The 24628-nt window shown below is 43.8% G+C and carries 24 protein-coding genes and 1 pseudogene; 9 read left to right on the forward strand and 16 right to left on the reverse strand.

Going from position 1 to position 24628, the window contains the following annotated elements:
• Window positions 1-145: 145 nt before the first annotated feature.
• Window positions 146-571, forward strand: a complete 426-nt coding sequence (arr, locus tag MKP07_RS43180; protein WP_394803733.1) for an NAD(+)--rifampin ADP-ribosyltransferase — start codon at window positions 146-148, stop codon at window positions 569-571.
• A gap of 89 nt (window positions 572-660) precedes the next feature.
• Here arr and MKP07_RS30075 read toward each other — a convergent pair whose 3' ends face one another.
• The 9 genes from MKP07_RS30075 to MKP07_RS30115 all read right to left on the reverse strand — a co-directional run bounded on the left by MKP07_RS30075 (window position 661) and on the right by MKP07_RS30115 (window position 9288).
• Window positions 661-2007 carry a hypothetical protein gene (locus MKP07_RS30075; protein ID WP_240851704.1) on the reverse strand — a complete coding sequence of 449 codons (1347 nt, stop codon included), beginning with the start codon at window positions 2005-2007 and terminating at the stop codon, window positions 661-663.
• Window positions 2008-2715: 708 nt separating this feature from the next.
• Window positions 2716-4221 carry a SusD/RagB family nutrient-binding outer membrane lipoprotein gene (locus MKP07_RS30080; protein ID WP_240851705.1) on the reverse strand — a complete coding sequence of 502 codons (1506 nt, stop codon included), beginning with the start codon at window positions 4219-4221 and terminating at the stop codon, window positions 2716-2718.
• Window positions 4222-4253: 32 nt separating this feature from the next.
• Window positions 4254-4973, reverse strand: a complete 720-nt coding sequence (locus MKP07_RS30085; RefSeq protein ID WP_240851707.1) for a hypothetical protein — start codon at window positions 4971-4973, stop codon at window positions 4254-4256.
• Window positions 4903-5892, reverse strand: a complete 990-nt coding sequence (locus tag MKP07_RS30090; RefSeq protein WP_240851972.1) for a TonB-dependent receptor domain-containing protein — start codon at window positions 5890-5892, stop codon at window positions 4903-4905. Before MKP07_RS30090 ends, MKP07_RS30085 begins: the two co-directional genes overlap by 71 nt.
• Window positions 5871-6425 carry a TonB-dependent receptor gene (locus tag MKP07_RS30095; protein ID WP_240851710.1) on the reverse strand — a complete coding sequence of 185 codons (555 nt, stop codon included), beginning with the start codon at window positions 6423-6425 and terminating at the stop codon, window positions 5871-5873. The genes MKP07_RS30090 and MKP07_RS30095 overlap by 22 nt, the downstream gene beginning before the upstream one ends.
• Window positions 6422-7609 (reverse strand): TonB-dependent receptor plug domain-containing protein, encoded by a 1188-nt coding sequence (locus MKP07_RS30100; protein ID WP_240851711.1) that lies wholly within the window; start codon window positions 7607-7609, stop codon window positions 6422-6424. Before MKP07_RS30100 ends, MKP07_RS30095 begins: the two co-directional genes overlap by 4 nt.
• An 85-nt stretch (window positions 7610-7694) precedes the next feature.
• Entirely contained in the window at window positions 7695-8087 is a 393-nt protein-coding gene (locus MKP07_RS30105) for a DUF4974 domain-containing protein (protein ID WP_240851714.1), read from the reverse strand.
• 255 nt (window positions 8088-8342) lie between these two features.
• Window positions 8343-8714 carry a hypothetical protein gene (locus MKP07_RS30110; protein WP_240851715.1) on the reverse strand — a complete coding sequence of 124 codons (372 nt, stop codon included), beginning with the start codon at window positions 8712-8714 and terminating at the stop codon, window positions 8343-8345.
• 43 nt (window positions 8715-8757) lie between these two features.
• A complete protein-coding gene (locus MKP07_RS30115; RefSeq protein WP_240851717.1) occupies window positions 8758-9288 on the reverse strand; it encodes a sigma-70 family RNA polymerase sigma factor in 531 nt (176 codons plus the stop codon).
• Window positions 9289-10228: 940 nt separating this feature from the next.
• Here MKP07_RS30115 and MKP07_RS30120 point away from each other — a divergent pair.
• The gene (locus tag MKP07_RS30120) at window positions 10229-10483 is read left to right on the forward strand and encodes a hypothetical protein (RefSeq protein WP_240851719.1); all 255 of its coding nucleotides are present in this window, start codon (window positions 10229-10231) and stop codon (window positions 10481-10483) included.
• A gap of 683 nt (window positions 10484-11166) precedes the next feature.
• Here MKP07_RS30120 and MKP07_RS30125 read toward each other — a convergent pair.
• Entirely contained in the window at window positions 11167-11364 is a 198-nt protein-coding gene (locus MKP07_RS30125) for a SymE family type I addiction module toxin (RefSeq protein WP_240851721.1), read from the reverse strand.
• A gap of 200 nt (window positions 11365-11564) precedes the next feature.
• On the opposite strand from MKP07_RS30125, the gene MKP07_RS30130 reads away from it, so the two are divergent.
• The 6 genes from MKP07_RS30130 to MKP07_RS30155 all read left to right on the forward strand — a co-directional run bounded on the left by MKP07_RS30130 (window position 11565) and on the right by MKP07_RS30155 (window position 15703).
• The gene (locus tag MKP07_RS30130) at window positions 11565-11975 is read left to right on the forward strand and encodes a helix-turn-helix domain-containing protein (RefSeq protein ID WP_262920052.1); all 411 of its coding nucleotides are present in this window, start codon (window positions 11565-11567) and stop codon (window positions 11973-11975) included.
• 256 nt (window positions 11976-12231) lie between these two features.
• Window positions 12232-12657 (forward strand): AAA family ATPase, encoded by a 426-nt coding sequence (locus MKP07_RS30135; protein WP_240851725.1) that lies wholly within the window; start codon window positions 12232-12234, stop codon window positions 12655-12657.
• Window positions 12658-12793: 136 nt separating this feature from the next.
• Complete coding sequence (locus tag MKP07_RS30140; RefSeq protein ID WP_240851727.1) at window positions 12794-13597, forward strand: ATP-dependent nuclease; 804 nt, start codon at window positions 12794-12796, stop codon at window positions 13595-13597.
• 11 nt (window positions 13598-13608) lie between these two features.
• Window positions 13609-13884 (forward strand): hypothetical protein, encoded by a 276-nt coding sequence (locus MKP07_RS30145; RefSeq protein ID WP_240851728.1) that lies wholly within the window; start codon window positions 13609-13611, stop codon window positions 13882-13884.
• Between the two features lie 258 nt (window positions 13885-14142).
• Window positions 14143-14550, forward strand: coding sequence for a hypothetical protein (locus MKP07_RS30150; protein ID WP_240851730.1), 408 nt, complete (start codon window positions 14143-14145; stop codon window positions 14548-14550).
• 43 nt (window positions 14551-14593) lie between these two features.
• Window positions 14594-15703 (forward strand): AbiH family protein, encoded by a 1110-nt coding sequence (locus MKP07_RS30155; RefSeq protein ID WP_240851731.1) that lies wholly within the window; start codon window positions 14594-14596, stop codon window positions 15701-15703.
• Window positions 15704-16533: 830 nt separating this feature from the next.
• Here the strand turns inward: MKP07_RS30155 and MKP07_RS30160 are convergent.
• Together MKP07_RS30160 and MKP07_RS30165 are read right to left on the reverse strand one after the other, a co-directional pair.
• Window positions 16534-17031 (reverse strand): hypothetical protein, encoded by a 498-nt coding sequence (locus tag MKP07_RS30160; protein WP_240851732.1) that lies wholly within the window; start codon window positions 17029-17031, stop codon window positions 16534-16536.
• Window positions 17032-17454: 423 nt separating this feature from the next.
• Complete coding sequence (locus MKP07_RS30165) at window positions 17455-18831, reverse strand: hypothetical protein (protein WP_240851734.1); 1377 nt, start codon at window positions 18829-18831, stop codon at window positions 17455-17457.
• Window positions 18832-19257: 426 nt separating this feature from the next.
• On the opposite strand from MKP07_RS30165, the gene MKP07_RS30170 reads away from it, so the two are divergent.
• Entirely contained in the window at window positions 19258-19569 is a 312-nt protein-coding gene (locus MKP07_RS30170; RefSeq protein WP_240851736.1) for a GIY-YIG nuclease family protein, read from the forward strand.
• Between the two features lie 508 nt (window positions 19570-20077).
• On the opposite strand, the gene MKP07_RS30175 is transcribed toward MKP07_RS30170, so the two are convergent.
• The 4 genes and pseudogenes from MKP07_RS30175 to MKP07_RS30195 all read right to left on the reverse strand — a co-directional run bounded on the left by MKP07_RS30175 (window position 20078) and on the right by MKP07_RS30195 (window position 24578).
• The gene (locus tag MKP07_RS30175) at window positions 20078-21283 is read right to left on the reverse strand and encodes an acetate/propionate family kinase (protein ID WP_240851738.1); all 1206 of its coding nucleotides are present in this window, start codon (window positions 21281-21283) and stop codon (window positions 20078-20080) included.
• Between the two features lie 22 nt (window positions 21284-21305).
• Window positions 21306-22375 (reverse strand): annotated as a pseudogene (gene pta, locus MKP07_RS30185) (phosphate acetyltransferase).
• On the reverse strand, window positions 22333-23391 hold the full coding sequence (locus MKP07_RS30190) for a phosphotransacetylase family protein (RefSeq protein ID WP_240851743.1): 1059 nt from the start codon (window positions 23389-23391) through the stop codon (window positions 22333-22335). Before MKP07_RS30190 ends, pta begins: the two are co-directional and overlap by 43 nt.
• 29 nt (window positions 23392-23420) lie before the next feature.
• Window positions 23421-24578, reverse strand: coding sequence for an alpha-hydroxy acid oxidase (locus MKP07_RS30195; protein WP_240851745.1), 1158 nt, complete (start codon window positions 24576-24578; stop codon window positions 23421-23423).
• Window positions 24579-24628: the final 50 nt, after the last annotated feature.

Here is a 24628-nt window from a genome sequence, read left to right on the forward strand (position 1 = left end):
TCCCGACGAGCAGTTAGAATGGTTTAAAAAAGCACTGGAGCACGGTAAAAAGGCAGATGCGGTTTCTGTACAGGGGGCGTTATCTACCTTATACGGGGATATCGCCCGATGCTATGAGACATTGGGAGATGCGGACAGCGCCTGCATCCATAATGAACTGGCCATTTCTGTAAAGAATCAATTGAAGGACGAAGGTCCTTTTTATCACGGAACCAGGGCCAATTTAAAAACCGGAGATCTGCTGGTAGCCGGCGGCCAGTCCAATTACCAGGCAAATATCACCATGAATCATATTTATTTTACGGCGCTGATTAATGGTGCAGGACTAGCCGCAGCCCTGGCGAAAGGAGATGGTGCAGAGCGCATCTACATAGTAGAACCAACCGGTAGTTTTGAAGATGACCCCAATGTTACCGACAAGAAATTTCCCGGAAACCCTACCCGTTCTTATCGCAGCGAGGCACCGCTGAAAATTATTGGAGAAGTAACTGGCTGGGCTAAACTTACCCCGGAAGAAAAACGGAAATGGAATGAAAAGCTGGAAAACAATAAAGGAGAGATTATCAATTAAAAACAATAGCGTAGCTGAATGGAGCTACGCTATTGCTGTGCCGTATGGTTACCTGATCCCGAAAATAACCTTTGCTTTTTAGAATAAAACTATTGAATATGGGTGGTCACTACTTTAGAAAAAGAGGTATTCCCATCTTTATCAACCTGCGCAATTCGTATAAAGATCGACTGGTCGCCATTGCCAGTCAGCTCCCTACCTTTTTTGCTGCAGGAAGAAATGGTAAGCGAAAGGAAAAACATAAAGCATATGCCCAATGGAATCATTGTTTTTCTGCTTCGCAGGCTAAAGAATACAGCCCCACCTAATATTGTTAAAACGCCAAAGCCCGACAATGCAAGCGAACTACTTCTATCTATTGAAAACTGGTAATCTATACTCTGAGCGGAATTGCCGTTATTACTTTTTGACTCAACAGTTCCTAATTTAACAAAATCTACCCCATCCAGCGAGCCCTGTATTTCAAAATAATCATTGTTATGCTCCGAAACAGTGCTCCAGTTAACTAATAACTGATCATTTTTTTGGATTGCTTTTATAGCGTTAAATACTACCGGAAGAGCTACATTACTAAAGCTGGTGAGATTTATTATAGCTGTTGTTGAATTTACATCCCAGCCGGTTGCTGCTGTATTGATCCGGTTCATGATCTGCGTACGGGAGCCACTTAAAGAGCCTGTATACCTTGCATAGTTTTCATTCGTTCCTACCGCCCCTAAAGAAATGCAGTTAACTCCATTGGTTAGTCCCGGCGGAACGGTAGACTCCTGAGCAGAAGTAATTCCGGTTACTCTTCCGTCTAGTGTACCCAGGTTCCATCCTGTAGCCGGGTTAATGGTAGTATTGTTGTAATCTGTAGTAATACCGGTGATAAAAGTAACATCAGTTAAAGGCAGATTCGTATCATTGATCTGGGTAAAGGTTTTAGATGCCGATTTCGTTTGAAAAACCAATATGGGGTCACCACCTGCGCTCATTGAGAAAGCATTGGAGGGTGCGACAGAGCCTGCAAATTCTGAGGTAATAACCGATGTTACGTTAGCGGCAGTGCGCATATTGACGAGCATGCCACTTGTTGTTTGCGGTGAAACGACGCTTACTATAGCGCCCGGTAAAAGATCCTGACCAGTACTGTTACCAACAGTCCATTTCAAATAACCTTCTGTACCTGTTCCCCATCTCGTTGTACCATCAACGCCCATGTCGGTGAAATAAATCACTGTGCCCCTGCTAATACGGTTTAAAGTAACAAAGGAAAAACCAGCATCGGTTACATTTATCCTGTAGTAACCCACAAAACAAATATCACCAGGACTGAGTGTTGTTTGCGCTATAACGCTTGAAGATCCTAATACAGAGAAAATGGAGAGGCTTAATAAAAACAGCTTTACACGCCTCGCCTTTAAAAGGCTGGCTTTAAAATTTCTTTTAATCATTTATATGGCCGGGTTAGATTTTGGCTCGGTTTAGAGGGTTAACCCGACGCAAGATAAATGTTTTAACCTTATAAAAACGAACGGGTTAGAATTAATCAGGCTGTTATTTTTTAATAAACCTCTGGCATATCACCTTTTGTCACCTTTTAGGAACATTTTCAACTTACAACTAACCTAAGGACTCAATTTTTGCGTCCAGGCCCTTACCTGCCAAAAAGTTATCTTTACCCCTTCAGAACTAACATCAACAATAATGCTGTTCCTTATACGCCAGACTTCTTTGCCTTCCAGGATGGCAGGCATGCAAGCAAGGACATCGAGTTCGACTTTACGGCTAATCCTGTTGCAGGACTTACCACTATACTTGGCTATGGCATCTGGTGGGGGCGCAGGAAGAAGCCTTCGTCAGGCTCTCCGAAGAAGTCCTTGGACAGGCTGACATATAATTTCGGATCACCAAACCCTAAAAGCAGCCGCAACCTACCTTCATCGCGACCGAAGCGGGATTGGCTCTACGTAGAGATTTCTCACCGTCTGTACCGGCCGGGCGGGCGCTTCGCTCATTTCATGAACTCCTTTCCAGGGGGAGTCCTTCATACTAAAGGAGAAGCCTCTTCCTGGTCCAAACAATTAATGTGTTCATTCATTGCAGCATCAAAAAAAGAGGGTATCCTTTTAAGATACCCCTGGTTAAATTGCCTTTGCCGATTATTGTTTTTTATCCCACCATACTTTTGACAGGAACGAATCCCCATTGGTCATTCTACTTACGGCCTCCTGGAGATGGGCCTTGTTTAATTCAGCCTCTTCACTTGAATAAATGGCTCGACGTGGTATCCGGCCATTTGTAGAGCCAGGATTGGGTCCGGGGGTTAATATGGGGTAACCCGTACGTCTCCACTCTGCAAACGCTTCCATATTGCGGCCAAATAAACTGATCCATTTTTGGGTGGCTATTTTTTCCATCTTTTGCTCATCGGTCAACCCATTTAAATTGATGACAGATTGCTCATACGAGGCGGGTATAGTGCTCAGGTTGTAAGGAGGAAGTGCAAAAGCAGCTTTTACGCCATCCGTAAAATAAGTTTGCGCATTCGCACTGGTGGCACCCCAACCCAATAAAGCCGCCTCTGCTTTATAAAAACAGATATCTGAATAGGTCATCGCATAAACGGGTATTGGTGCAAACGTAAGGCTAAACCAGGTAGAAGTGTTGGCGGTAGAGTAATTAGCGCGTATTAATTGCGACAGCTCATTATCTGTTAAGGCCACTCCAATACCCCTGTAAGTAGCCACGCCATTTACAGTAACCGGCTGAGCCAGCAAGGGCAACCGTGGGTCGTTATAGCTCTTCAATACGTCCACCAGTGTGTTCGCCAGGTAGCGCAGGTCGGCACTACCGGTGGTTACCTGGCGCAGCACAGGATTTTGATTTTCGGCCTGGGCATTGTTAAAAGTAGGCACGGCAGCATTATCGCTGTTGGCGGCTATAAGTCCCAAGGGAGAAGTCATGGCTTCGGTTACAGTTTTCTGAGCTAAGGAAGCATTAGCATACCGCATCCTCATACCCAGCTTGAGTTTTAAAGAGTTCCCGAATTTTTTCCATTTATCAATATTACCATTATAGAAAAAATCTGAAGTGCCGTAAGATGGATCCCCGACAGTAAGCCGCGCCAGGGCTCCATCCAGCTTTGTTACTAATTCAGGATAGATATCCTCCTGCTTGTCAAATTTAGGGGTGCGGTTAATTTCTTTGTCACTGGTAGTTACATCCGAATAGGGAATATCGCCATACAGATCGGTTAGGCGCTGGTACAAATACACTTCATAGATCTCTGTTATAGCTAATTTGCTCCGGCCTTCCGGCGCCACTTCTTTACCGCTTAGCTCCTTTTTGATCTGGATGATATTACGCAACAGCGTAAAATGCTGCGTCCATACCTGGTTATCCGGACCTTCGAAATAACGGGACACCGGTACCACAGGACCACCAGCCCAATGCTGGATCCACGACCCGAATTTAGTGTTAGGTAACTCGCCTGATTCCTGGAATGTACCATCTCTCAGGATCCTCGCCATCAACAACCCCGGATCTACCGTGGTTACCGAGGTGGGGGGTGTATTTATATTTTCGAAGTCTTTGGTACAGGCGCTGAATGTAGCCATTGCAATAAGGCCCGCAGCGCATATATTTTGAATGATATTTCTTGTCATGTGTATATTTTTTATTGATCATCATTAAGATATCAGAAACCAACCGTGAGGTTAATGCCTATGGTTCTCATCATCGGTAAAGACGTAGACTCAATACCTATAGAGCTGTTATTTACGTTAAATGCAGAAGCTTCGGGAGAAAAGCCATCTGTATTTCGTTGAAAATAAAACAGGTTTCTTCCATATACACCCAATTTTAATGAGTTGATGATACGATGCGGCATTAAATTTTGTGGAAACGTATAAGACAGGCTAATCTCACGCATGGCAACATAGCTCATGTCATTAATCATTTCTTCCGATACCATTACCTCTTTATCACTCGCCACCATGTTCCAATAATCCTGGGCGGTTACCTGTTTGCTGTTTTGAACGCCGGTACTTACCCAGTTACCCGAGCCATCTTTTTGGGCCACCATACCATCCGCTATATAGGTACCGTCGCGTCCCGCTAAGGTCTTTTTGCTGGTACCATAAATGATTTGCTCGCGGCTCGACTGGGAGAAGATCACACCTCCCTGGCGCATATCCACCAATGCATATAAATTAAAGCCCTTGTATTTTAACGTGTTTCCAAAACCTCCCAACCAATCGGGCTGTGCATTTCCAAGATCTGTTTCCACACGGCCCGCCGTACGCAAAGGCAGCCCGGTAGCAGGATCAATTAACCGGTTTCCATTTTCATCTTTTATCCAGGCAAACTGAGTTCCAATGAGCTGGCCAAATGGTTTCCCTACCCTCAGCAACAACATTAATGCCCCTGTCGGTTGCCAATAAGAAACTTTCTACCCCCGGGTATAAAGATTCAACTTTATTCCGGTTCCTGTTAAAGTTAAAAACGGTAGTCCACTCAAAGCCCGATGCTGTTTTAACAGGCGTTGCTCCCAATACAAATTCGATTCCTTTATTACTGATTTCACCGGCATTGATGCGATTTTTTACATAAAGGCTCGACGGCGATATAGGCACATCCAGTATCTGGTTTTTAGTGCTTGCCTGGTAATAAGTAAAAGAGAAGGAAAGCCTGTTTTTTAAAAACCTCAGATCCGCACCGGCTTCGATAGAAGTGGTCAATTCATTCTTTAAGTTGGGATCAGGGATAATGTCGGTATACGAAGCCATTGGCACACCCCCATGTGTATATTGGTTGAGGCTATAAGCGCCCACCAGCTGGTAAGGATTTCCTGAATTACCGGCCTGCGCCCATGAAGCGCGTACCTTTGCGAAAGACAAGGCATCCGACTTCCAATTAAAAGCGTCGGTTAACACCAGGCTTGAACTAACAGAGGGATAAAAAAACGAATTATTCTCTTTAGATAAAGTGGATGACCAGTCGTTACGTGCCGAAAAATCTACAAACCAGTAATCATTATAACTAAACTGTCCCGAAAGGTATGCCGAATTAATTTCGGATTCTATCAGGTCGAATATATAAGTATTGGTGGTAGTATTATTAATAACAAACAGATCAGGCACAATAAACTGGTTGCCCGAATTACCCGTCATGCGCAGGTACCTGCTTTGATGGCTGGCTCCCAGGTTGGTGCTGAGCTTTATTTTGTCTGACAGGTCAAAATTAGAACTGGCAAGGATGTCGTAATTATCTTCGCGTGAGCGAATCACTTCTTCGCGAATATCTCCCTTCCTGTTTAAGCTCTGATACGTATTGATGGGCCTGTATCGAAAGCGCTGATCCGTAAAAAGTCCGTTCCGCCTGTAGCGGCTACTTTAAGCCAGGGTGCAAAATCATAACTTAACCGAAGCAAGCCTATAATACGGTCCCGGCGATCCTGGTTATGATTTTCATGAACCGTCCAGAATGGATTGGCCGTAGAACTGTTGGTGGCATAGGTTTTTTCTACACCTTCTGTGATACCCGAAAAACCTAATTGTTTGCTTATTTCCTGCGACGTCCATTTATATTGCGACATGATGTCGTTACCCAGGCTCCTGGGTTGACTTATAAACAAATAAGCGGGGTTATCGGCAGCATCAGACAAAGTGGGCCTGTTGTTTCCGTTTTGAGCAATATAATTCACTTTTGCATCCATGTGCAGCTGATCGGTGATTTTAGCCTGTGTACGCAAACTAAAATTATTCCTCTTCAATGTATTGGTTGGAATGTATCCTTTAACATCGGTGTTGCCATACGAAAAACGATAGTTTATTTTTTCATTACCGCCGTCTACACTCAAGTTGTTCACCCATTGCTTTTCGGTTTGAAAAAAGATTCATAAGTATCTGGCTTCGGCGTTAACTGCAATACATTTCCGTAAGCATCTTCGTAGGTTTGCCCCTCCATTTTGGGTCCCCAGCTGGCACGCGTGGTACGGTCTCGCCCGGCGCTCATTTTAGGCATACCGGTAAAACTATTTTTAATCGCATCACTCATTGAAACAATGGCGCCATCGCTTTTTCTAAAATGGGTAAAATTGCCATTCAATCCCTGGCCATACTCATTTTGAAAATCGGGCAACACCAGGCCATTACCCAGCGAAAAATCGGTGCTGTAGCTAACACGGGTTTTGCCGGCTTTTCCCGATTTGGTAGTGATGAGTATAACGCCGTTACTACCTCTTTGACCATACAAAGCCGCTGCGTTAGGCCCTTTTAATATCGACATTGTCTCAATATCCTCCGAATTAATATTGCTGATACCATCTCCATAATCGGTACCACCCACCTGGTTAGGAGCCGAAATATTCTGGTTATCGATGGGTACACCATCCACTACGTAAAGCGGTTGGCTGTTACCAATAAGTGAGTTGTTACCACGAATAACCACTTTTGAAGAACCGCCCGCACCCGAGGCCGCCCTGCTTACCTGCACACCAGCCACCTTTCCGGAGAGTGCATTAGCCACGTTGGCTTCCTTACCCTGTGTAAGCTCACTGCCTTTTAACTCAGCAACGGTGTAGCCCAAGCCCTTTTTCTCCCTTTTAATACCCAGGGCCGTTACAACTACTTCCTGCAAACTCTCCGATGCAGTTTCCATACTAATATTGATGGCCAGCTTATCGCGGCCAGAGATATTATAGTCTGACAGCTCCCTGGTTTTAAACCCGATAGACGATACAGTGATCTGGTACCCCTCGCCTGCAGGAACCTCGCTAAAAGAAAAAGTACCATCTGTAGCTGTAACTGTTGTCTTCTTAAAGTTGTTACTGGGATTATTAAGCCCCACGGTTGCCGACGAGATAGGCTTACCCCCTTCGTCGCGCACCACCCCGTTAATGGCTGCGTACTGTTGCGCATAGGCTACCTGGGAGCCAGCAACCAGAAAAACCAGCAGCGCAAAACGCAGCGACCGGTTTACTGGGGTACCGATCCTGCTTTTTAGCAGAAACATCATGCGCAGGTAATGTTTGGAGAGTTGATAATTGTGCATAAATTATGGATTAAATAAGTAAATCATTCTTCATTTTGTACCGTTATAGTAATGTTGTGAAGCTGTTGTATGTCTGACAATATTTTCAGATATACGGGGAAGTATTTTCGTACACACCACTGTAATATTTATTTTCTATAGCTTCCCTGTCAAACTGCAGTTGGAGCTTGTAATTATGGCTGATAATATTGAGTATATCCTTCAAAGCCATATTTTTGAATATCAGTTTATTTTGTTTTTCCTGGTAAAAGCCTTTTCTGTTGAATGCAGAAGAGTTGGTTCTCGACTCGGCCAAAATCTGCAGCGCTTCGTGATTGATGGTCACTTCTTCATTAGGCACGAATTTCATATTTAAAGCAGGTGAGCCGGGCTTATCGCTAACACCCTCCACCTGAATGCGCCCTTCGTATAATTTTACTTTGGTAACCGATGAATGCAGTTCGTCCACACTAAAAACAGTGCCCAAAGCGGTAGTCATTAACCCGGCTGTATGTACCTAAATGGTTTTGACCGATCTTTGGCAACTGTGAATGTTGCTTTTCCTTTTAAATAGATATCGCGCTTAGCTAATGCAGCAAAGCCATCAGCAAATTTCACCTCCGAACCTGGATAGAGTTCAATTTTCGAACCATCCGGAACAGCTACCAGCATAGGCAGGTTACCCGAATTGATATAATATAAATTGCCTTTCGGCTCTGGCTTCTGTGCTGCTTTTTTTGAGGGGTCGTTGCTTTTAAAGGGGCTGCTGTAGCGGCAGCGGTTCTTTGTGCCGGGCAGTAACGGGAGCAGTTGGCGCGGGCTTTTTCCAATAGTCAAAAATACCCCAACCTAACAGCCCGGTCAGTATTAATAAGGCGGCATATTTTGATATAGCATAAACCAGGCGCTGCCGGTTCGCCCTTTCCATTTTCGTTAGGAGCAGTTGCCTGATGCTATCCCGGCGCTCAAAGGGCGTATCTTCTTCCGTATGGTGCCATTCCGTTTCCGGAAGCCAGTCATTTAAATCTATCAGGTTATTGTCCAAAGCATGCCGGACAGCCTCAACTTCTTCGGCATTCGCTTCCCCCGAAAGGTAACGGTCAATAACTTCTTTCGTAATGTGCATATATAACATTACGATTCAAAAGCGCGTATCCCCCAAAAGAAAATTAAAAAACTTGTAGCATTAGTATTATCAGCAGTAAAGCCTTTTTAATAGACTTGAGGGCAAGGGCAATATGATTCTCCACCGTTTTGGAAGATATGGAAAGCTGATCGGCAATTTGTTTATGGGATAAGTTGGAATAGCGGCTCAGCATAAACACCTGCTTCCGCTTTTCGGGTAGCTGCCCAATTACCAACTGTAGTTTCAGCTCCAGTTGCTTCGCCTGGTAATCGTCGTAGGGTGAAGATGGCTGCACCTGGAACTTTCCCGCCTGAAGCAGTTTTTTACGGTTATACTCTTCTTTTACCAGGTCGAGCATTGTTGTTCTGGCAATACAGAATATCTGTGATTCGAGGCTTGCCTCTACTGTTTTTTCGGTTATATTTTTCCAAAGTTTAATGAAAGTGCGCTGCACCGTTTCCTCCGCCAAATACGAAGACTGGGTTTTCCTAAAAGCATAGTTGTACACTTTAGTGCTCCACTCATCAAAGTATTGCTCAAACTCCCAAATATTAAGCGGCCCGTTAATTCCCATTGCATTATTTTGGACTACCTAAAAATAAGGAAACTAAATAAATCAATACCATTTTACATCAGGGCTGTTTTTTTGCTGAAAGGCTTCGCTCCTCCTGGGTTTATGCGGGGGCTAGCCGAGCGAGATTCGGCTTCATGATCGTCATCCCGACCGAACGTAGTAAAACGAAGTGAGCGGAGGATCTCACGCTACGAAGTGGGATTCGACTTTGCGTAGGGATTTCTCGACTCGTTCTCCGAAGGAGTTTTTCGAACCAGCGTCACTCGCTCGAAACGACAGGCATGGGGGCGTCCCCGACCGAATACAGTGCAACGGAATGAGCGGAGGGATCCCATGCTACGAAGCGGTATAAGCAGCACTGTCATGCTGAGCTTGCCGAAGCATTGAGCGTGGGCTTTCGATTACAATTGTTTAAATAATGCGGGCCGCCGCCTGTCCCCACGCTCTCAACCAAGACGCAACAGTGCAGCGCCAGGCTACTGCGGGGTACGCTTCGCTCCCGTGCTACGCACTGGCTCCCGTTGGTCGCCGCCCTCCGTATCCTTGCCCGAATGCGAAACAGGCGGACCTGCCGTGACATATCCCTTCAAATAAGCGTTAAGCACGCCTTACCTTCCCAAAACTTTATATTAACCACATGTTTTGATTTAACCAGCTCATTCCAGATATTTGCCTACTATATACTTATGAAACTTCCTCCCGACATAAACAAAATATTTCTCGACACAATAAGTGGCGACATACCTGTTTTGGAATTTGAGCGGTGGGTCTACAGCAACAAGCAACTCGAAACCATATTAAGCGCAGAAGATTATTTAGATTTGATTTCGTACGGTTACAAATCCAATGATTCAAAACCGGGCTGCTCAGGCTTTTAAAAAAGCACATAGATATCGGTGAACTTGAAACACAGCGTATTCATAAATTGCTTACAAAAGCATTGAAACGAGATCGCGATTTGCCGAAAACTTTGGTTAGTTTCTACGATTTATACTGCAAAGGTTACTACTTCTTCGATGGGTTAGGAATGACCTATGGCTTAACGATGGAAATTCCCGGAGTCAACAATTATGTAGAGACATGGGAAGATCTGGACGAAAAGCAGCTAGATATTTTGTTGAATAGTTTTTATCCCGGCCTTGAAATAGAAATAAAGAAGGTAATTAGCTGGTTGGATAAAGGGAAATTATTTTAACGGGTATCACAGACCAATATAACCACTTTGAGTACATAGACAACAGATCCGACTCAGAACAACTTCTCAGGATGCATACACCTGATGATGATAATTCAAGCATTAATCCGGAAAACCCACCTTCCGATAAAAGCCCGAAACCTTGGTGGAAATTTTGGTAAGCAATTATCCTGCAGCCACACATCAACAAAATAATGAATAGGATCGAAACGTCCGCCTTGCAAGCGAAAAGGAAAATTAAGCACAATGGCAATTTTCCCACATGACTGTGATGTAAACGAAATGCCAACCGACCTTGAAAAAATTGCGTAAAGAAGGCCATTGAAGTAAACCGTTAAGAAGCCGCCATTGTTTGAGCCCGCAGGGTCTATCTAATTATTTTCAGCTGGGGAGCGAGTTTGGCGGGTTTAGGTTTACAAAATGGGCTTTAGCAAATTTTTTCACAGTCTTGACCTTTTTTGTTACTTTTTTGCGTCAAGGCAAAAAAGTAAGAAACTAAAATATTGGTAACAAACCCGCTCCCTACCGGTCATCAATAAATGCCTCTTAGAGCAACCGCTATGCCATAACAAATAACCCACCGGCCAGCGGTGGGTTAAACTATAAAGGCCGGTGTTTTTCACGGGTAGCCTTCATAGGTAGCTATTTAATATAAAAACTTATACAATTGCAATGTTGTGCTGCTATAGCTGCGCCTGCAGTTCCGCATAGGTTTGTGCCCCGGCAACGGTGATGGTCAACCGGCCGGGGCCGCAGGTAATTTCCACCACCGGGCCAATACCAAAGCCGCACTCCTGCAGCCACTGGCCAGCCAGGCGTATTACCGGATGCGGCTGGCTGCGCGATTTAAAAGGAACATAACACGGGCTGCATACACTCATGCGCCTGGTGATGAGACGGCGTTTTTGTTGGGTGGCCATAGGTTTGTTTTTTGCTACTACAAAACAACACCATTACGCATGCGTAGCCTACCGCGGCCACTTGTACTTTACGCCAATGCGCTTTTAATTTACTCACCTTTACATCAATAAAATTGCTACTAATATTATAAATTTGCCCTATGACTACAACACTTAACGCTATGCCTACCAACCATAAAATACACGAGGGCCGCAACATAAAACGTTTTAGAGAAATGCTGGGTATAAAACAAGACGCCCTGGCCTTTGACCTCAACATGAGCCAGCAAGCCGTATCGCAGATAGAGCAAAAAGAAACCATTGATGCCGCCCTGCTTCAACAAATTGCCGATATATTAAAACTGCCTGTAGAAGCCATTCAGAATTTTGATGAGGAACAGGCGGTGAATGTGATTGCAAATACATTCTCTTTAGATAACGGTTCTATTTTTAATGCTCACAACACAAATCCAGTGTTCAATCCTGTCGAAGCTGTTTTGAAATTACATGAAGAGAAGATTGCTTTGTATGAAAGGATGTTGAAGGAAAAGGATGAGATGATGGCGGAACTAAAGAACTTGATTAATAAATAATCGGTGTCGAACTCTACTATTTTTCGTTTTCATCAACATCGAAATGAATTATAGTCCTTTAGTATTGAACATGCAATCTAAACTTGTATGTAATAACGTAGATTTCTGATAAGTTTAAATACTTTATATTCTATGTTGTGTCAGAATATGAGATTATCAACGTAATACGCTTCTTTACTATGGCATTAGTTAAAAAATGAATAAGCTATTCGCTGAACTATAAGCTCTACATAACTTACCTTTTTCAACAAAACAAATGAGATTAGAAACAATTGCTATCAAAAACTTCAAATCGATCACGTCCTTGGATCTCAAGTTTTCTGACAACCTTTATTGTTTAGTTGGAGAAAATGAAATAGGGAAAAGCAATATTTTACAAGCTATTAGCCAAATAGGAAAAAAGGCATTTAAAGGTAGTTTTACTGATGCCAAATATAATAATTTACTAAAAGGTGCTACTATTTCGGCTACTTTCATACTTGTTGAAGAAGAAATAAAATCTCTCGCTGGCATTGTAAACAAAATAAACGGACATAATAGTGCATTCGATATAACAAAGCTGAAAAAGTTGAAGATGATCGTCAAAAAGATCCCTCGAACTTCAACAGCTATTCGTTGCTTTTCGCAGAAGGATCTTTTGATATCCAAACCTTATCAGATGTTGGTTACAGGGAGAGGGTAATTGAAAAGATTGATAAACTTATTCCTGAGGTTGGATATTTCCAGGGCGAAGATTTTCTTCTAAAAAGCTTTAATCTTGAGACCTTTTTAGCTGATCAGAACAATCCCGCCCTAGAAGCTTTCAAAAAATATTTCACTTGGGTGGACTAACAGATTTTTCAAAATTTAAAGACTTGTCGACTGAAGATCTTGTTCAAGAACGTGAAAATGTAAGTGAAAAGGTAAATGTCCTGTTGGATAGATATTATGGATCAGAGCTAGGCGTTAAAATGAAAATAGAATCACATAATGGAGAGTTTTCCTTGCTTTTTAAAGACAAATCAAATAAAATAGATTTATTAACTGAAAGAAGTAGTGGGTTCCAGTATTTTTTCACTTTCCTTATTAACAAATTATATGCGAAACATTTCGGAAAAGAACATTCTATTTATCTGCTAGATGAACCAGCTCTTTCACTTCATCCTAAAAACCAAAAGAGGTTTGTAAAGCTTTTAGAAGACGTCGCAGAAGATAATCTAGTAATATACACTACACATTCCCCGTTCTGTATAAATAGATTAAAACCAACTCGGGTTTGGGTCGTAGAGCGTGCTCTGGTTGGAGGCACAACCATTAATCACAAGTCTTATCGTGATAACTGGCGACCGTTAAGGTCATCTTTAGGCATTGATATAGCAGATAGTTTTTTTTATTCAGACAAAACATTATTGGTTGAAGGACCTGAGGATAGAATATATATTGGCGCTTTAATAAATTATTTTGTAAATCGAGGTAAAATTAAAATACATTCAGATCTTTTTTCCATTATTGATTCTGGCTCAATTGCAAATATGCCCGCCATGGTCCAAATACTTTTAGATGAGGGCAGACCGATTTTTATCTTAATAGATAATGATGAGCCGAAAATTCAAAAGCGCCTAATCGAAAAAGAAAAAAATTAAATCGCAGCGATTTGTTTAAAGTCTGTACCATAACGGATATTTTCGAAGGTGCTATCACTATCGAGGATCTATTACCCAAAGAATTGTATATACAAGCCGTACAAAACTATCTAACATTCCTCACAGAAGAAAATACTTTAAAAATCAAAAATGATCTGGCCAGTGCTAATTTTAGTTCAATCGAAGATTCTAAAAGATATGCTGCTATTGCAGCGATAGTTGTAGAGCATTATGAGAATTTTGACGGTGAGGATTTAAATAAAAAAGTACCAATATCGAAGCTTTGAATTGCCCATGAGTTTGAAAAACTCTTAGAAAAAAGTGGAATCGAAGAAAAAGATGAACAAAATTGCTTCAATTTAGTAGAAGTTGTTGTAAAGCAACTTAAACTAAACATCTAGAACACGCTTCTTTCGCTTGGAAGTACTAAAGCAAATAAAATTCTATTTTTATTATTGCTTGCTTAGTCATTTTATTAGATCCTAGTTAAAGATTGAAATTATGACAGACAGAAACAAATTATTAACAACACTTAATTTGCAAAAGTGGAAACGATTTTAGCCATTTGTACAATTATTGGTACCATCATAGCAATTTTTCAATTCAGCAAACAACGGTCACAACCCAACGAGTTAAGGGACACTTTGCTAGCTACCTATTTGACTTCGCAGAAACTTATCTTGAAACTGATTGAGGATCTAAAAAACTATGCGGTAATAAACAATGCCCACAATGAATTCTTTACTGGAACTATAACAATTCAAGGCTATATTCAATACCTAGAAGAAATGTACTCAAAGGAGCTCTCGGATCAATTATTTAGTGAACTTAAAGCCATGACCCTAACAGATAGTAACATGCAGCTGATGCAGAGCAACCTGGATAAACAAATATCAAGCTTTAACCAATCGCAGGCATATTTCGATACATCTTTTCGTCTGCGACAGAAGTGATTATTCAATTTCATTACAGCTGCTTACCTTTTAATAATATTACATGAACAAGCTAGTTTTAATTGGGAACGGATTTGACCTTGCCCATGGCATTAAAACATCTTACAAGGATTTTATTTACAACTATTTCAGGCAAATTATTCTTAATTGCATACAAACTCACTCTCCGTTTAATAAAGATCATATTGAAATCAATATAAAGAACATTGAAACAATAATAGCTTATAGTTATAGGCTTCCATTTTCTGACGGTATCAGCGATGACGCATTAATGCAGATTTTATCGAATGAAAAAGTATTTCGTATTGGTCATGAAGACTTCTTCAATACATTTTCCTGCACAATCAAAAACTCACTTGTAAACCTTGCGATACAAAGTATTACTGAAGTAAAATGGGTGGACATAGAGGAAATCTATTATGACCAGTTGCTTCTAGGAGCCGAGACAATAGGAAAATCATCTTCAGCTAAGACAATAAACGAGCATCTTTCATTCATTATAATCGAATTAGAAAAATATCTTTTAGGCCTTAAAACACCCCGACCCAATGAGGAAATCGTCAAGCATCTTGCTAAGCCTTTTGCCGAAAACAATTTTAAAGAAAAAGTAGACTTAAGGAGCTGCAAATGGACATTGCTTTTAAACTTCAATTATACTCAGACGCTAAAGCCTTACAGAGAAGCCCTATCATCTATTGCACCGGATACTTACGCGGAAATAATTAATATTCATGGAGAGTTAAATAATAAAAACAATCCTATAATATTCGGCTTCGGAGACGAAATGGATGAGCGATATAAAATTTTAGAAAAGCAAAAAGACAATGCATTTCTGGACTATATGAAATCATTCGGATACTTCCGTACCAACAATTACAGACGTCTAACCCGATTTCTTGAACAAGAGCATTTTCAAGTTGAAATCATGGGGCATTCTTGTGGGCTATCAGACCGAGTAATGCTTAACATGATCTTCGAACATCCTAATTGCAAATCCATAAAAGTAAACTATCATCGTTGGGCAGACGGCTACGAAGGCACTAATTATAAAACACTCACCCAAAATATTTCCAGACATTTCAATAAAAAGACGTTGATGAGGGATTTAGTTGTAGATTACGACTTGTCATGTGAACTGCCACAGTCTTCTTAGTTTTTATATCTTAACAACTCTGCTGCTGCTTCGAAAATTAAAATCCTCATCCTCTCCCATTAAAAATTCGCGCAAACAATCTGGATTTAAACATCGGTGTATATCAGCCTCACAATTGGTGTGGTTCCATTCTATAATAATTTCGGTACGACCGCCACAGGTAGGGCAAGTGCTCGGCTGTTCGCAATAGAGATAAATGGAATAAAAATCGATCATTTTTAGCGGCAAAATTATCTTGTCTGCCAACCAAAGTCAACGTATTTTAAGTCACATTGCCCCAAAACACCCAAAATTTCGCTTACCCTCCACTCTCCTTCGCCCGCGTAGCAGTTTGCTTCGGCGTCGTGGTCAACACCATCGGCTGAGGGTAAAATACCTTCGCTGGTTATTTGTAAAGCTTCGGCAGCAGGATGGTGAGCTTCGCTGTCGGGACGGGTACCATCGCGCGCGCGGGTTTCAGGTAAGTCAGTTAGAGTGATAGCTTCGCCGGAGGAGAAAAAGCTTTGTAGCCGAAGGGTAACGCCCTAACAACTCTGGTCGTCACCCCTCTGGCAAAGGTAAACATCGGGAACACCTGGGACAACATCGCGCCGGCGCAGGTCTTAATACCGGCAACATTGCAAAATGCGCTGCTCGCCCGGCTTTCTCTCAGGACAGCGAAGCTGAGGGCCGGATCGGAGAAGCTAAAGGCTGTTGCTGCAAAGGTAATCCGTCAATTTACTCAGCTTGAAGCCAGACCCCCACCCTTTTAGGTACCCCCAACACCTAAAAAAGCTCCGAGAACGGAGCTTTACTGTATGCCTAAGCAACATCAACCATGAGAAACAGCGTTATTCAGCAGCAGGTGTTTCAGGCGCTACGGGTGCTGGCGCGGCCGCTCCGGCAAAGCGCTGGCGCAATTGCTCATGAACGGTTTTGCTACCCGCCACCCCTGTACCGGCCGCCGCTCCAAAAATTTTGTAGATGGTGAGCGCGCTGGCATAAGCTTCGCTGCCCGCCAGCAATTGAGTATCCGCCAGCTTTTCGGCTGTTTGCTGCACCAATAAAACCAATTCATCCAGTGCATGATAAAGATCCAGGTCTGTTTTTAGATCCTGGGGCTTAATAAACCCAGGTAAAATGTCGGGATTGTTTACAGCTGCCTGTATCGCATCTTCAGTAAATACTTTGTTACTCACGCTAATCTTAGGCAGGCTCATTCTTTCACCAGGCGTAAGGCCCACTAAAAATGGCAGGGCCTCTTGTATGCCTGCAATAGCGTTTTTCACAGTTTGTACAGCTTCGGGGGTAAGTGTGGCGTTCACACGGTTAATAGTCGTGTTACTCATTTTAATTGATTTTTATTTTAGAAAATGGGTTAACATTTCTGGCGCTTTAAGCGGGTTCATTTGGTTATATAATGGGTCAGGTTAACGGTCCATTTTTCAATTCAGTTATTAGTACTAATTTATATACTTTATTTATTTAAAACAAAAAGTTTTTATATAAAAATTAGTTAATGCGTGGGAAGCCCCCGCCCGACTGAACGTCGTTCGGGCAGGCTTCGGCAAGCTCAGGGTGACATCAATTGTCGGCTCAGCTGCGGTGTCCTTATGAGCTTGTCAGAAGGAATCTCCGAAGGAGTTCTTCGAATCTGCGTCACTCCCCTGAACGTTCGGGGAAAACAAGCGCTTTTCCTGCTCGTCAATTATACCTGTTCACCGGCATAATAAACTCACCGGATATATCTACCGATTTGTTTTTGCAGTTGGTTACATCTCCCCTGTTCCAGATGGTGCCACTGAAGCTGCCGGACACGATCCCCCGTTTTCATTGGTGTATTCGGTTAAAGTGAGTGCGCCGGTAGATGATCTTCCACTTTTACAGCTATTGCCATCTTTCAGCAGCTCATCATCTACACAATTGTAGCTATCGAGACCTGTGGTTTTCATATAAACGGCATACACATGCCCCTGTGGTGCGGCCGTGGTAGCAAATGGCAGGGTGCCTACCTGTGGCCGATCGGTATTAATCGTCATCGTTTTTTGATCACCGCCATGCGTAAAAGTGATACCGAGTTCACCGGCATCATCTACAAATATCATGGCTGCATTACCGGTTGACTGAACCGGGGCTCCGGGCTTTATGATCTCCCCTTCTGTAAACGTAGAGGTAACGCCATCTACCGTAAACCGGGCAAAATATTTATCGGTAATAGTAATGGTGCTCAGCAGGATGAGCTTGGTAGTTCTCCCGGCATTGGTAGCTTCTATATCCACCGACACGGTTACGGTATTAGGGTTAGGCACTTTGTCGGGAGCCGTATAAACAGCTTTAGAGCCCGATGCTTTTAAACTGCCCGATGCAGGCGACAATCTCCATTGCTTAAAGCTGAGCCGGTAGTGGTTGTTTTGCTCCAGCAATGTGCCCAGGTCGGTGATCTGGGGCAGCGGCGCCAGGTCGTCATCTGCGGTGTTTTTGGGGTACAGCGGCTTTAATGGCGCGAGGCCTTCGGCATCTTCCTGTGCCGTGCCCTTGCTTTTGGCAAAGCCATTTACGTAGAGTTGTACCTGTCCTTTGGTTTTTACAACGGCCTTTTCGGGCGAGAGCCTGAAATCGATCAGCTTACCCGTAACCCAATCGCTGAAATGGGTAGTTGATACCGACAGCGTTTGGGCGGTTTCATCGGTAACGGTATTGCGACAGCCCAGCCAGCTGCCATCGCTTTTTTGTGTAGTGATCCAGCTAAGGCCCGGTTGCAGGCCCTGCCCATATTTCATGGTGATAGTAACCGGCTTGGCAAAGCTTGTTCCTTCGGGTGTTAACCGGTAGCCATTGCCCGCGCCCAGCGGCGCTTCGTTGCTAATAGGTTGTATACCGATAGTGGTATTGGCAGCTAATGCCCCGGCGGGAATATCAATCGTAATCTGTCCGTCTGGCGATTGCACACGCCCGCCGCCAGCGCCCACTTGCTGGGTATACGCACTACCTTTTGCCGTTCCTTTAGGCGTAATAGCAAGGGCTACCTGCGAAAGATCAATAGGTGTTTCCTCAGCATCGGGTGTGTCTGTTTTTTGACAGGACATTGCCATGCCTAACAGTAGCAAAGCGAGGTAGAGATAGCTGGTACGGAGGGATCTGTTGGTCATGATGTTGGGTTTTATTCAATTGATCAGTATAAAAGTTTAGGGTACAAATATGGAGAGTTGGGTGTTGGTGGCCTATCCTTTAAAAGGGGGATTTTTGGGGGCCTTCGACCAGCTCTCCAAGGAGTCCTTTGGACAGGGTGACCCTTCGACATCCCGATAGCTATCGGGACAGGGTGACATTTCGGACGAGATAGGCAGCATTGTCATGGTGAGCTTGTCCGAAGCGCGCGGGCTCCGTCGTCGAAAGCCCTCCCCGGACTGACCGTCGTTTGGCAGGCTTCGTTAGCCCAATAGCTATCGAGACAGGGTGACCCTTCGGCAAGCTCAGGGTGACATTCGGGGTGAGATTGGCAGCGTTGTCATGCTGAGCTTAACGAAGCAGAGCGCGGGCATTGAGTATTAGCCTTTCAATCGTAATTTTACTTTATGAAGCGCTACTATGTTTATATACTAAAGTGTGCTGACGGCTCCTATTACACAGGCGTTACTGGTAACCTTGAACAACGACTACGTATTCATGAAAGCGGTGAGAATATTGGTTGTTACACCTATTCGAGAAGGCCTTTGACACTTTCTTATTATGATTACTTCCACGATGTCGGAAAAGCTATTGCTTTTGAAAAGCAGGTTAAGGGTTGGTCGAGACGTAAGAAGGAAGCGCTAATGCAATCTGATTGGGATAAGCTCAAGCTGTTTTCGAGGAACTACACGCAATACGGCAAACCCGATTTGGACTGATCTTCGGGAAACCCCCGCCCGACTGAACGTCGTTCGGGCGGGCTTCGTCATCCCGATAGCTATTGGGACAGGGTGAGATTTGGGACGAGATGCGCAGCGCTGTCATGCTGAGCCTGACGAAGCAGAACGCGGGCATTACGTCTTCGAAAGCCCCCGCCCGACTGAACGTCGTTCGGGCAGGCTTCGTCATCCCGATAGCTATTGGGACAGGGTGACATTTGGGACGAGATGCGCAGCGCTGTCATGCTGAGCCTGACGAAGCAGAGCGTGGCATTACGTCTTCGAAAGCCCCCGCCCGACTGAACGTCGTTCGGGCAGGCTTCGTCATCCCGATAGCTATTGGGACAGGGTGAGATTTGGGACGAGATGCGCAGCGCTGTCATGCTGAGCCCGCCCGGATGGCCGGTTCGGACGGGCCTGACGAAGCAGAGCGTGACATTACGTCTTCGAAAGCCCTTCGGCATCCCGATAGCTATCGGGACAGGGTGACATTTAACAGTAGAATCGGCTACTTTACCACTTCCCAGGTTTGCAGCGCTATCTCTAACTCCTCGTTTGTAGGTACAACCAGTATTTTCACCCTGCTATTTTCTGCCTGTATTTCCACCGGTTGTTTAGGATGATTTTTTGAAATGTTGGCTTCTTCACTTAGGATAATACCCAATGCTGATAGGTTCTGGCATGCAAGCTGCCTGGTAAGGGCATCGTTCTCCCCGATACCAGCCGTGAAAATAATAGCGTCCACACCATTTAATACAGCCGTGTATGCCCCAATATACTTTTTAATTCGATGCGTATACATTTCATAGCAAAGAATGGCATTTCTATCTCCTGCATGGTATAACTTGCTCACATCCCTGGCATCATTACTACCTGCAATACCCAGCATGCCGCTTTGCTTATTTAAAATATTCTTTACCTCATCTAACGGCATATTCATTTCTTCCGCCATGTGAAAAATAATGGAGGGATCAATATCTCCGCTACGGGTACCCATAATAAGTCCTGCCAGCGGACCAAATCCCATACTGGTTTCTACGCTCTCCCCTTTTTCATTAATGGCACACATGCTCGCACCATTGCCCAGGTGTATAGTAATGGCCTTTAGATCAGTTTTATTTAAATACTTTGATGCCTGCTCATATACATATTTATGACTGGTGCCATGAAAGCCATAGGCACGTATCCTGTCTTCCCGGTAAAACTTTTCGGGTATGGCGTAACGAAAGGCTTTCTCAGGAATGGTATGATGAAAAGCAGTATCAAACACCGCAACCTGCGTGGCATTAGGAAATGCTTTTTCTGCCGCATTAATGCCTATAAGATTGGCGGGGTTATGCAGGGGAGCTAAGGGTATCAGCTCTTCTATAGCTTTCTTTACCTCGTCGGTTATTACCTGGGTTTGAGTGTATGCTTCTGCTCCATGCACCACTCTATGACCAATAGCTTTGATATCCTCTCTTTCCCGTATAACACCGGTTTCATCACCAACAAGCAGGTCTGATATGGCGTTAAAGGCTACAGTATGATCGGGCAGATCAATGTTGATTTCTTTTTTATACTCTTTCTCGTCTTTGGTCCAGGAATGAACAATATTGCTCCCGTCCATTCCTATACGCTCGGCCAATCCCTTAGCCAAAACATTTCCTGTTTCTACGTTAATGAGCTGGTACTTTAAAGATGAGCTACCAGCATTAATTACCAATATTTCCATTGAACCCTTTTGAGTATTTTATCTAGTTATTGCCCGACTGAATGGCCGTGATCACCACGGTATTGTAAATATCATCTACAGTAGCACCGCGGCTCAGATCGTTAATAGGTTTATTTAACCCCTGCAGCATGGGTCCCACTGCCAAAGCACCGGTTTCCCGTTGCACTGCTTTGTAAGTATTATTGCCGGTATTCAGATCAGGGAATATCACACATTGGCCTGTCCGGCTACCAGAGAGTTGGGCATTTTACTGCGCCCTACAACCGGATCTACGGCTGCATCATATTGTATAGGCCCCTCAACTAAAAGGTCGGGTCTTTTTTCTTTAACGATCCCTGTGGCCGTTCTTACCTTCTCTACTTCTGCACCGCTGCCCGATGCGCCCGAAGAGTAAGAAAGCATGGCCACTTTTGGAGTAGTGATACCAAATGCTTTTGCTGAATCGGCCGAAGACATGGCTATTTCGGCCAGTTGCTCAGCAGTTGGATTAGGAACGATGGCACAGTCGCCATAAACCAGTACCCTGTCGTGCAGCAGCATGAAAAATATAGAAGAAACTGTATTGAACCCGGGACGCGTCTTCACAAACTGTAACGCCGGCTTGATCGTATGGGCTGTTGTATTTACAGCACCGGACACCATTCCATCTGCCTCGCCCTTATACACCATCATCGTTCCGTAGTAGGAAACATCTAGCATCAAATCCTCTGCAGCGGCCAGCTCCAGCCCTTTTGATTTGCGAAGCTCATATAAGGTATTGCTGTATTCTCCATATTTCTCACTATTCTCCGGATCTGTAATTTTGATCCTTTCATCATCCCAATATAAACCCAGCTGGTTCACTTTTGCTTTTATAGCTTCCGGGTTACCCAGCACCGTCAGGTATACAATTTTATCTTTGGCCAGGTTAGATGCAGCCGTTAATATACGGTCGTCCGTTCCTTCGGGCAATACGATATGTCGCTGTAATTTCTTCGCTGTCACCAGCATATTATACTGGAACATGCGCGGCGTGATACTTTCTGTTTTTACCGAGTTGATCTTCTCACTCAACGCCTCTGCATCCACCGCTCCTTCAAAAGATCCAGGCATAATTTGATCTTATACTGGTTGGCCGGGTATATGCGTGTTTTGATATTGGCCACCTTATTCGCCGTTTCAAAAGTACCGGTTGGTACCGCCAATACAGGCAAAGGTTTCTGGGTACCATCCATCAGGTTCACAATGGAACGCTCCGGTAAAATACCAGCCGACAAAACAATACCCGCTACGTTGGGATACTTTGGCGATATATTAGCTAACATGGTGCCTACGATCAGGTCTCCCCGATCGCCCGGTATCACGCATACACAATCTTCCTGCATGCGGGGCAGGTAATTGGCCAGCTGCATGCCACCAATGATTGAACTCTTTGCTACATTCTCCAGTTTATCGGCTCCAAATAAAATATGAGCCTTTAAATGATCGGCAATCTCCTGCATGGAAGGTTTGGTGAGCTCTTCTTCGTTGGGAATAACGGACACCACGATCTCATTACGCAGGTGCTTATCTATCTTTTCTTTTACTTCCTTTACATCTTTGGTGCATCGGCTTACAAATAAGCCGATAATGTTTAAATCCTTTGCCAGGAAAGAATGCACTTCGGCTATTACATTATGTACCAGGTTGGCTACCGTTGCGTAGCTATCCTTCGTAACCAGTAGTACCGGCATGGCCAAACTCTGCGCCACAGAGGCATTAAAATCCGCTTCAAATACCGATCCTTCTTCTTTAAAGTCGCTACCTTCTACTAATACAAAGTCAAACTGCTCTTCCAGCTTTTTATACTTATTGATGATGGTTTCATACACTTCGTTCAGCTTGCCTTGATTCTCCATTTCGCTAAGCTCCGACCTGGTAAATGCATAAGCATCGTCATACTCCATATTTATCTTGAAATGCGTGAGTATGGTATCAATATGATTGTCTTTAGGCTCATGGCTGTCGATCAGCGGTTTGAAATACGCCACTTTAGTGGTAGTGCGCTGCAACATCTGCATCAGTCCCAGGCTGATCAATAATTTTCCGCTCTGCGCAGTGGGCGTTATTATATAAACGGAACGGTTCATTATATTTTTTTGCAGTTATGGCGACAGTTCTATGGAATCAGCGTAGCAGGAAAATCATGTATGGATTCGCAACACACCTGCTCCATTACCTGTTTGAGCTGAACCTTTAACATCGCTATGGTATGATCGCCACCTTCTTTTCCCAGAGCGCCTACACCGTACATAAACGGGCGGCCCATAAAAGTGAAATCAGCACCGCAGGCCAATGCGCGGCCAATATCCGGACCCGAACGGAGTCCGCTGTCGATCATTACCTTGTATTTAGATTTGAATTTATCTGCCAGGCCTTTTAACGGTTTGATGGTTGACTCCCCGGCTTCGATCTGGCGACCGCCATGATTAGAAACAATGATACCATCTACACCGATATTCGCACAAATAGTAGCATCTTCTTCGCTAACCACGCCCTTGATCACTAATTTGCCCTTCCATTTGTCGCGGATAGCCTGCACTTTCTCGGCATCTACCCTTCCGGTAAATGTAGCGTTCATGAATTTACCCAGCTGCTTCATATCCATCCCCTTCTTCATGTAAGGCTTCAGCGTTGCAAAAGAAGGAATGCCGGCGCGTAAGGTTTCAATACCCCAGGTTGGGCACATGGCCGCCTGTATAAAGTTATTGATCGTTTGTTTGGGCGGCATGGAAAGCCCTGCTTTAATCTCCCGGTAACGCAACCCGAAAGAAGGCACATCAATCAGTACTACCAGTACCTCACAATTAACCGCTTCTAACCGGCGTAACAGGTCATCACGCAGCCCATTATCAGTGGGGTGATATAACTGGAACCAGAATTTACTTTCGGTAAGCTCGGCAATACGCTCAATGCTACTGGTTGATACGGTACTTAATATATAAGGTACATTATGTTTTAATGCAGCTTTAGCCAGAATTTCCGGGGCATTAGGCCACATCAGTCCCTGCAAACCTACGGGAGCAATACCAAAAGGAGCATCATAGGTATGCCCGAACAACTCCGTTCGCATATCAACACCGTTATGCTTTTTTAAATACTGCGGCATCAGGAAAACGTTCTTAAAATCTTCTTCGTTTCTCCACACATTGAGTTCATCGTTGCAACCGCCTTCCAGGTAATCAAAAGCGAACTTGGGAATTCTCTTCTTTGCTTTAATTTTCAGGTCTGCTACAGACGGATATTTGGTATTGTATTGTAACAAATTTGTGCTCATAATAATAGATCGGGCAAATTTAACTTTTATAAAACCCACAAGATTACTAA

The organism is Paraniabella hibiscisoli (genome assembly GCF_022512515.1).
In the GTDB taxonomy this organism is placed as follows: domain Bacteria; phylum Bacteroidota; class Bacteroidia; order Chitinophagales; family Chitinophagaceae; genus Niabella; species Niabella hibiscisoli.

Bases quoted from the DNA above. Each gene is read 5' to 3' on its own strand.
- MKP07_RS30075 (WP_240851704.1), bottom strand. From the start codon at position 2,007: ATGATTAAAAGAAATTTTAAAGCCAGCCTTTTAAAGGCGAGGCGTGTA.
- MKP07_RS30080 (WP_240851705.1), bottom strand. From the start codon at position 4,221: ATGACAAGAAATATCATTCAAAATATATGCGCTGCGGGCCTTATTGCA.
- MKP07_RS30085 (WP_240851707.1), bottom strand. From the start codon at position 4,973: ATGTTGTTGCTGAGGGTAGGGAAACCATTTGGCCAGCTCATTGGAACT.
- MKP07_RS30100 (WP_240851711.1), bottom strand. From the start codon at position 7,609: ATGCACAATTATCAACTCTCCAAACATTACCTGCGCATGATGTTTCTG.
- MKP07_RS30105 (WP_240851714.1), bottom strand. From the start codon at position 8,087: ATGACTACCGCTTTGGGCACTGTTTTTAGTGTGGACGAACTGCATTCA.
- MKP07_RS30110 (WP_240851715.1), bottom strand. From the start codon at position 8,714: ATGCACATTACGAAAGAAGTTATTGACCGTTACCTTTCGGGGGAAGCG.
- MKP07_RS30115 (WP_240851717.1), bottom strand. From the start codon at position 9,288: ATGGGAATTAACGGGCCGCTTAATATTTGGGAGTTTGAGCAATACTTT.
- MKP07_RS30125 (WP_240851721.1), bottom strand. From the start codon at position 11,364: ATGAGTGTATGCAGCCCGTGTTATGTTCCTTTTAAATCGCGCAGCCAG.
- MKP07_RS30130 (WP_262920052.1), top strand. From the start codon at position 11,565: ATGCCTACCAACCATAAAATACACGAGGGCCGCAACATAAAACGTTTT.
- MKP07_RS30135 (WP_240851725.1), top strand. From the start codon at position 12,232: ATGAGATTAGAAACAATTGCTATCAAAAACTTCAAATCGATCACGTCC.
- MKP07_RS30155 (WP_240851731.1), top strand. From the start codon at position 14,594: ATGAACAAGCTAGTTTTAATTGGGAACGGATTTGACCTTGCCCATGGC.
- MKP07_RS30160 (WP_240851732.1), bottom strand. From the start codon at position 17,031: ATGAGTAACACGACTATTAACCGTGTGAACGCCACACTTACCCCCGAA.
- MKP07_RS30165 (WP_240851734.1), bottom strand. From the start codon at position 18,831: ATGACCAACAGATCCCTCCGTACCAGCTATCTCTACCTCGCTTTGCTA.
- MKP07_RS30170 (WP_240851736.1), top strand. From the start codon at position 19,258: ATGAAGCGCTACTATGTTTATATACTAAAGTGTGCTGACGGCTCCTAT.
- MKP07_RS30175 (WP_240851738.1), bottom strand. From the start codon at position 21,283: ATGGAAATATTGGTAATTAATGCTGGTAGCTCATCTTTAAAGTACCAG.
- MKP07_RS30190 (WP_240851743.1), bottom strand. From the start codon at position 23,391: ATGAACCGTTCCGTTTATATAATAACGCCCACTGCGCAGAGCGGAAAA.
- MKP07_RS30195 (WP_240851745.1), bottom strand. From the start codon at position 24,578: ATGAGCACAAATTTGTTACAATACAATACCAAATATCCGTCTGTAGCA.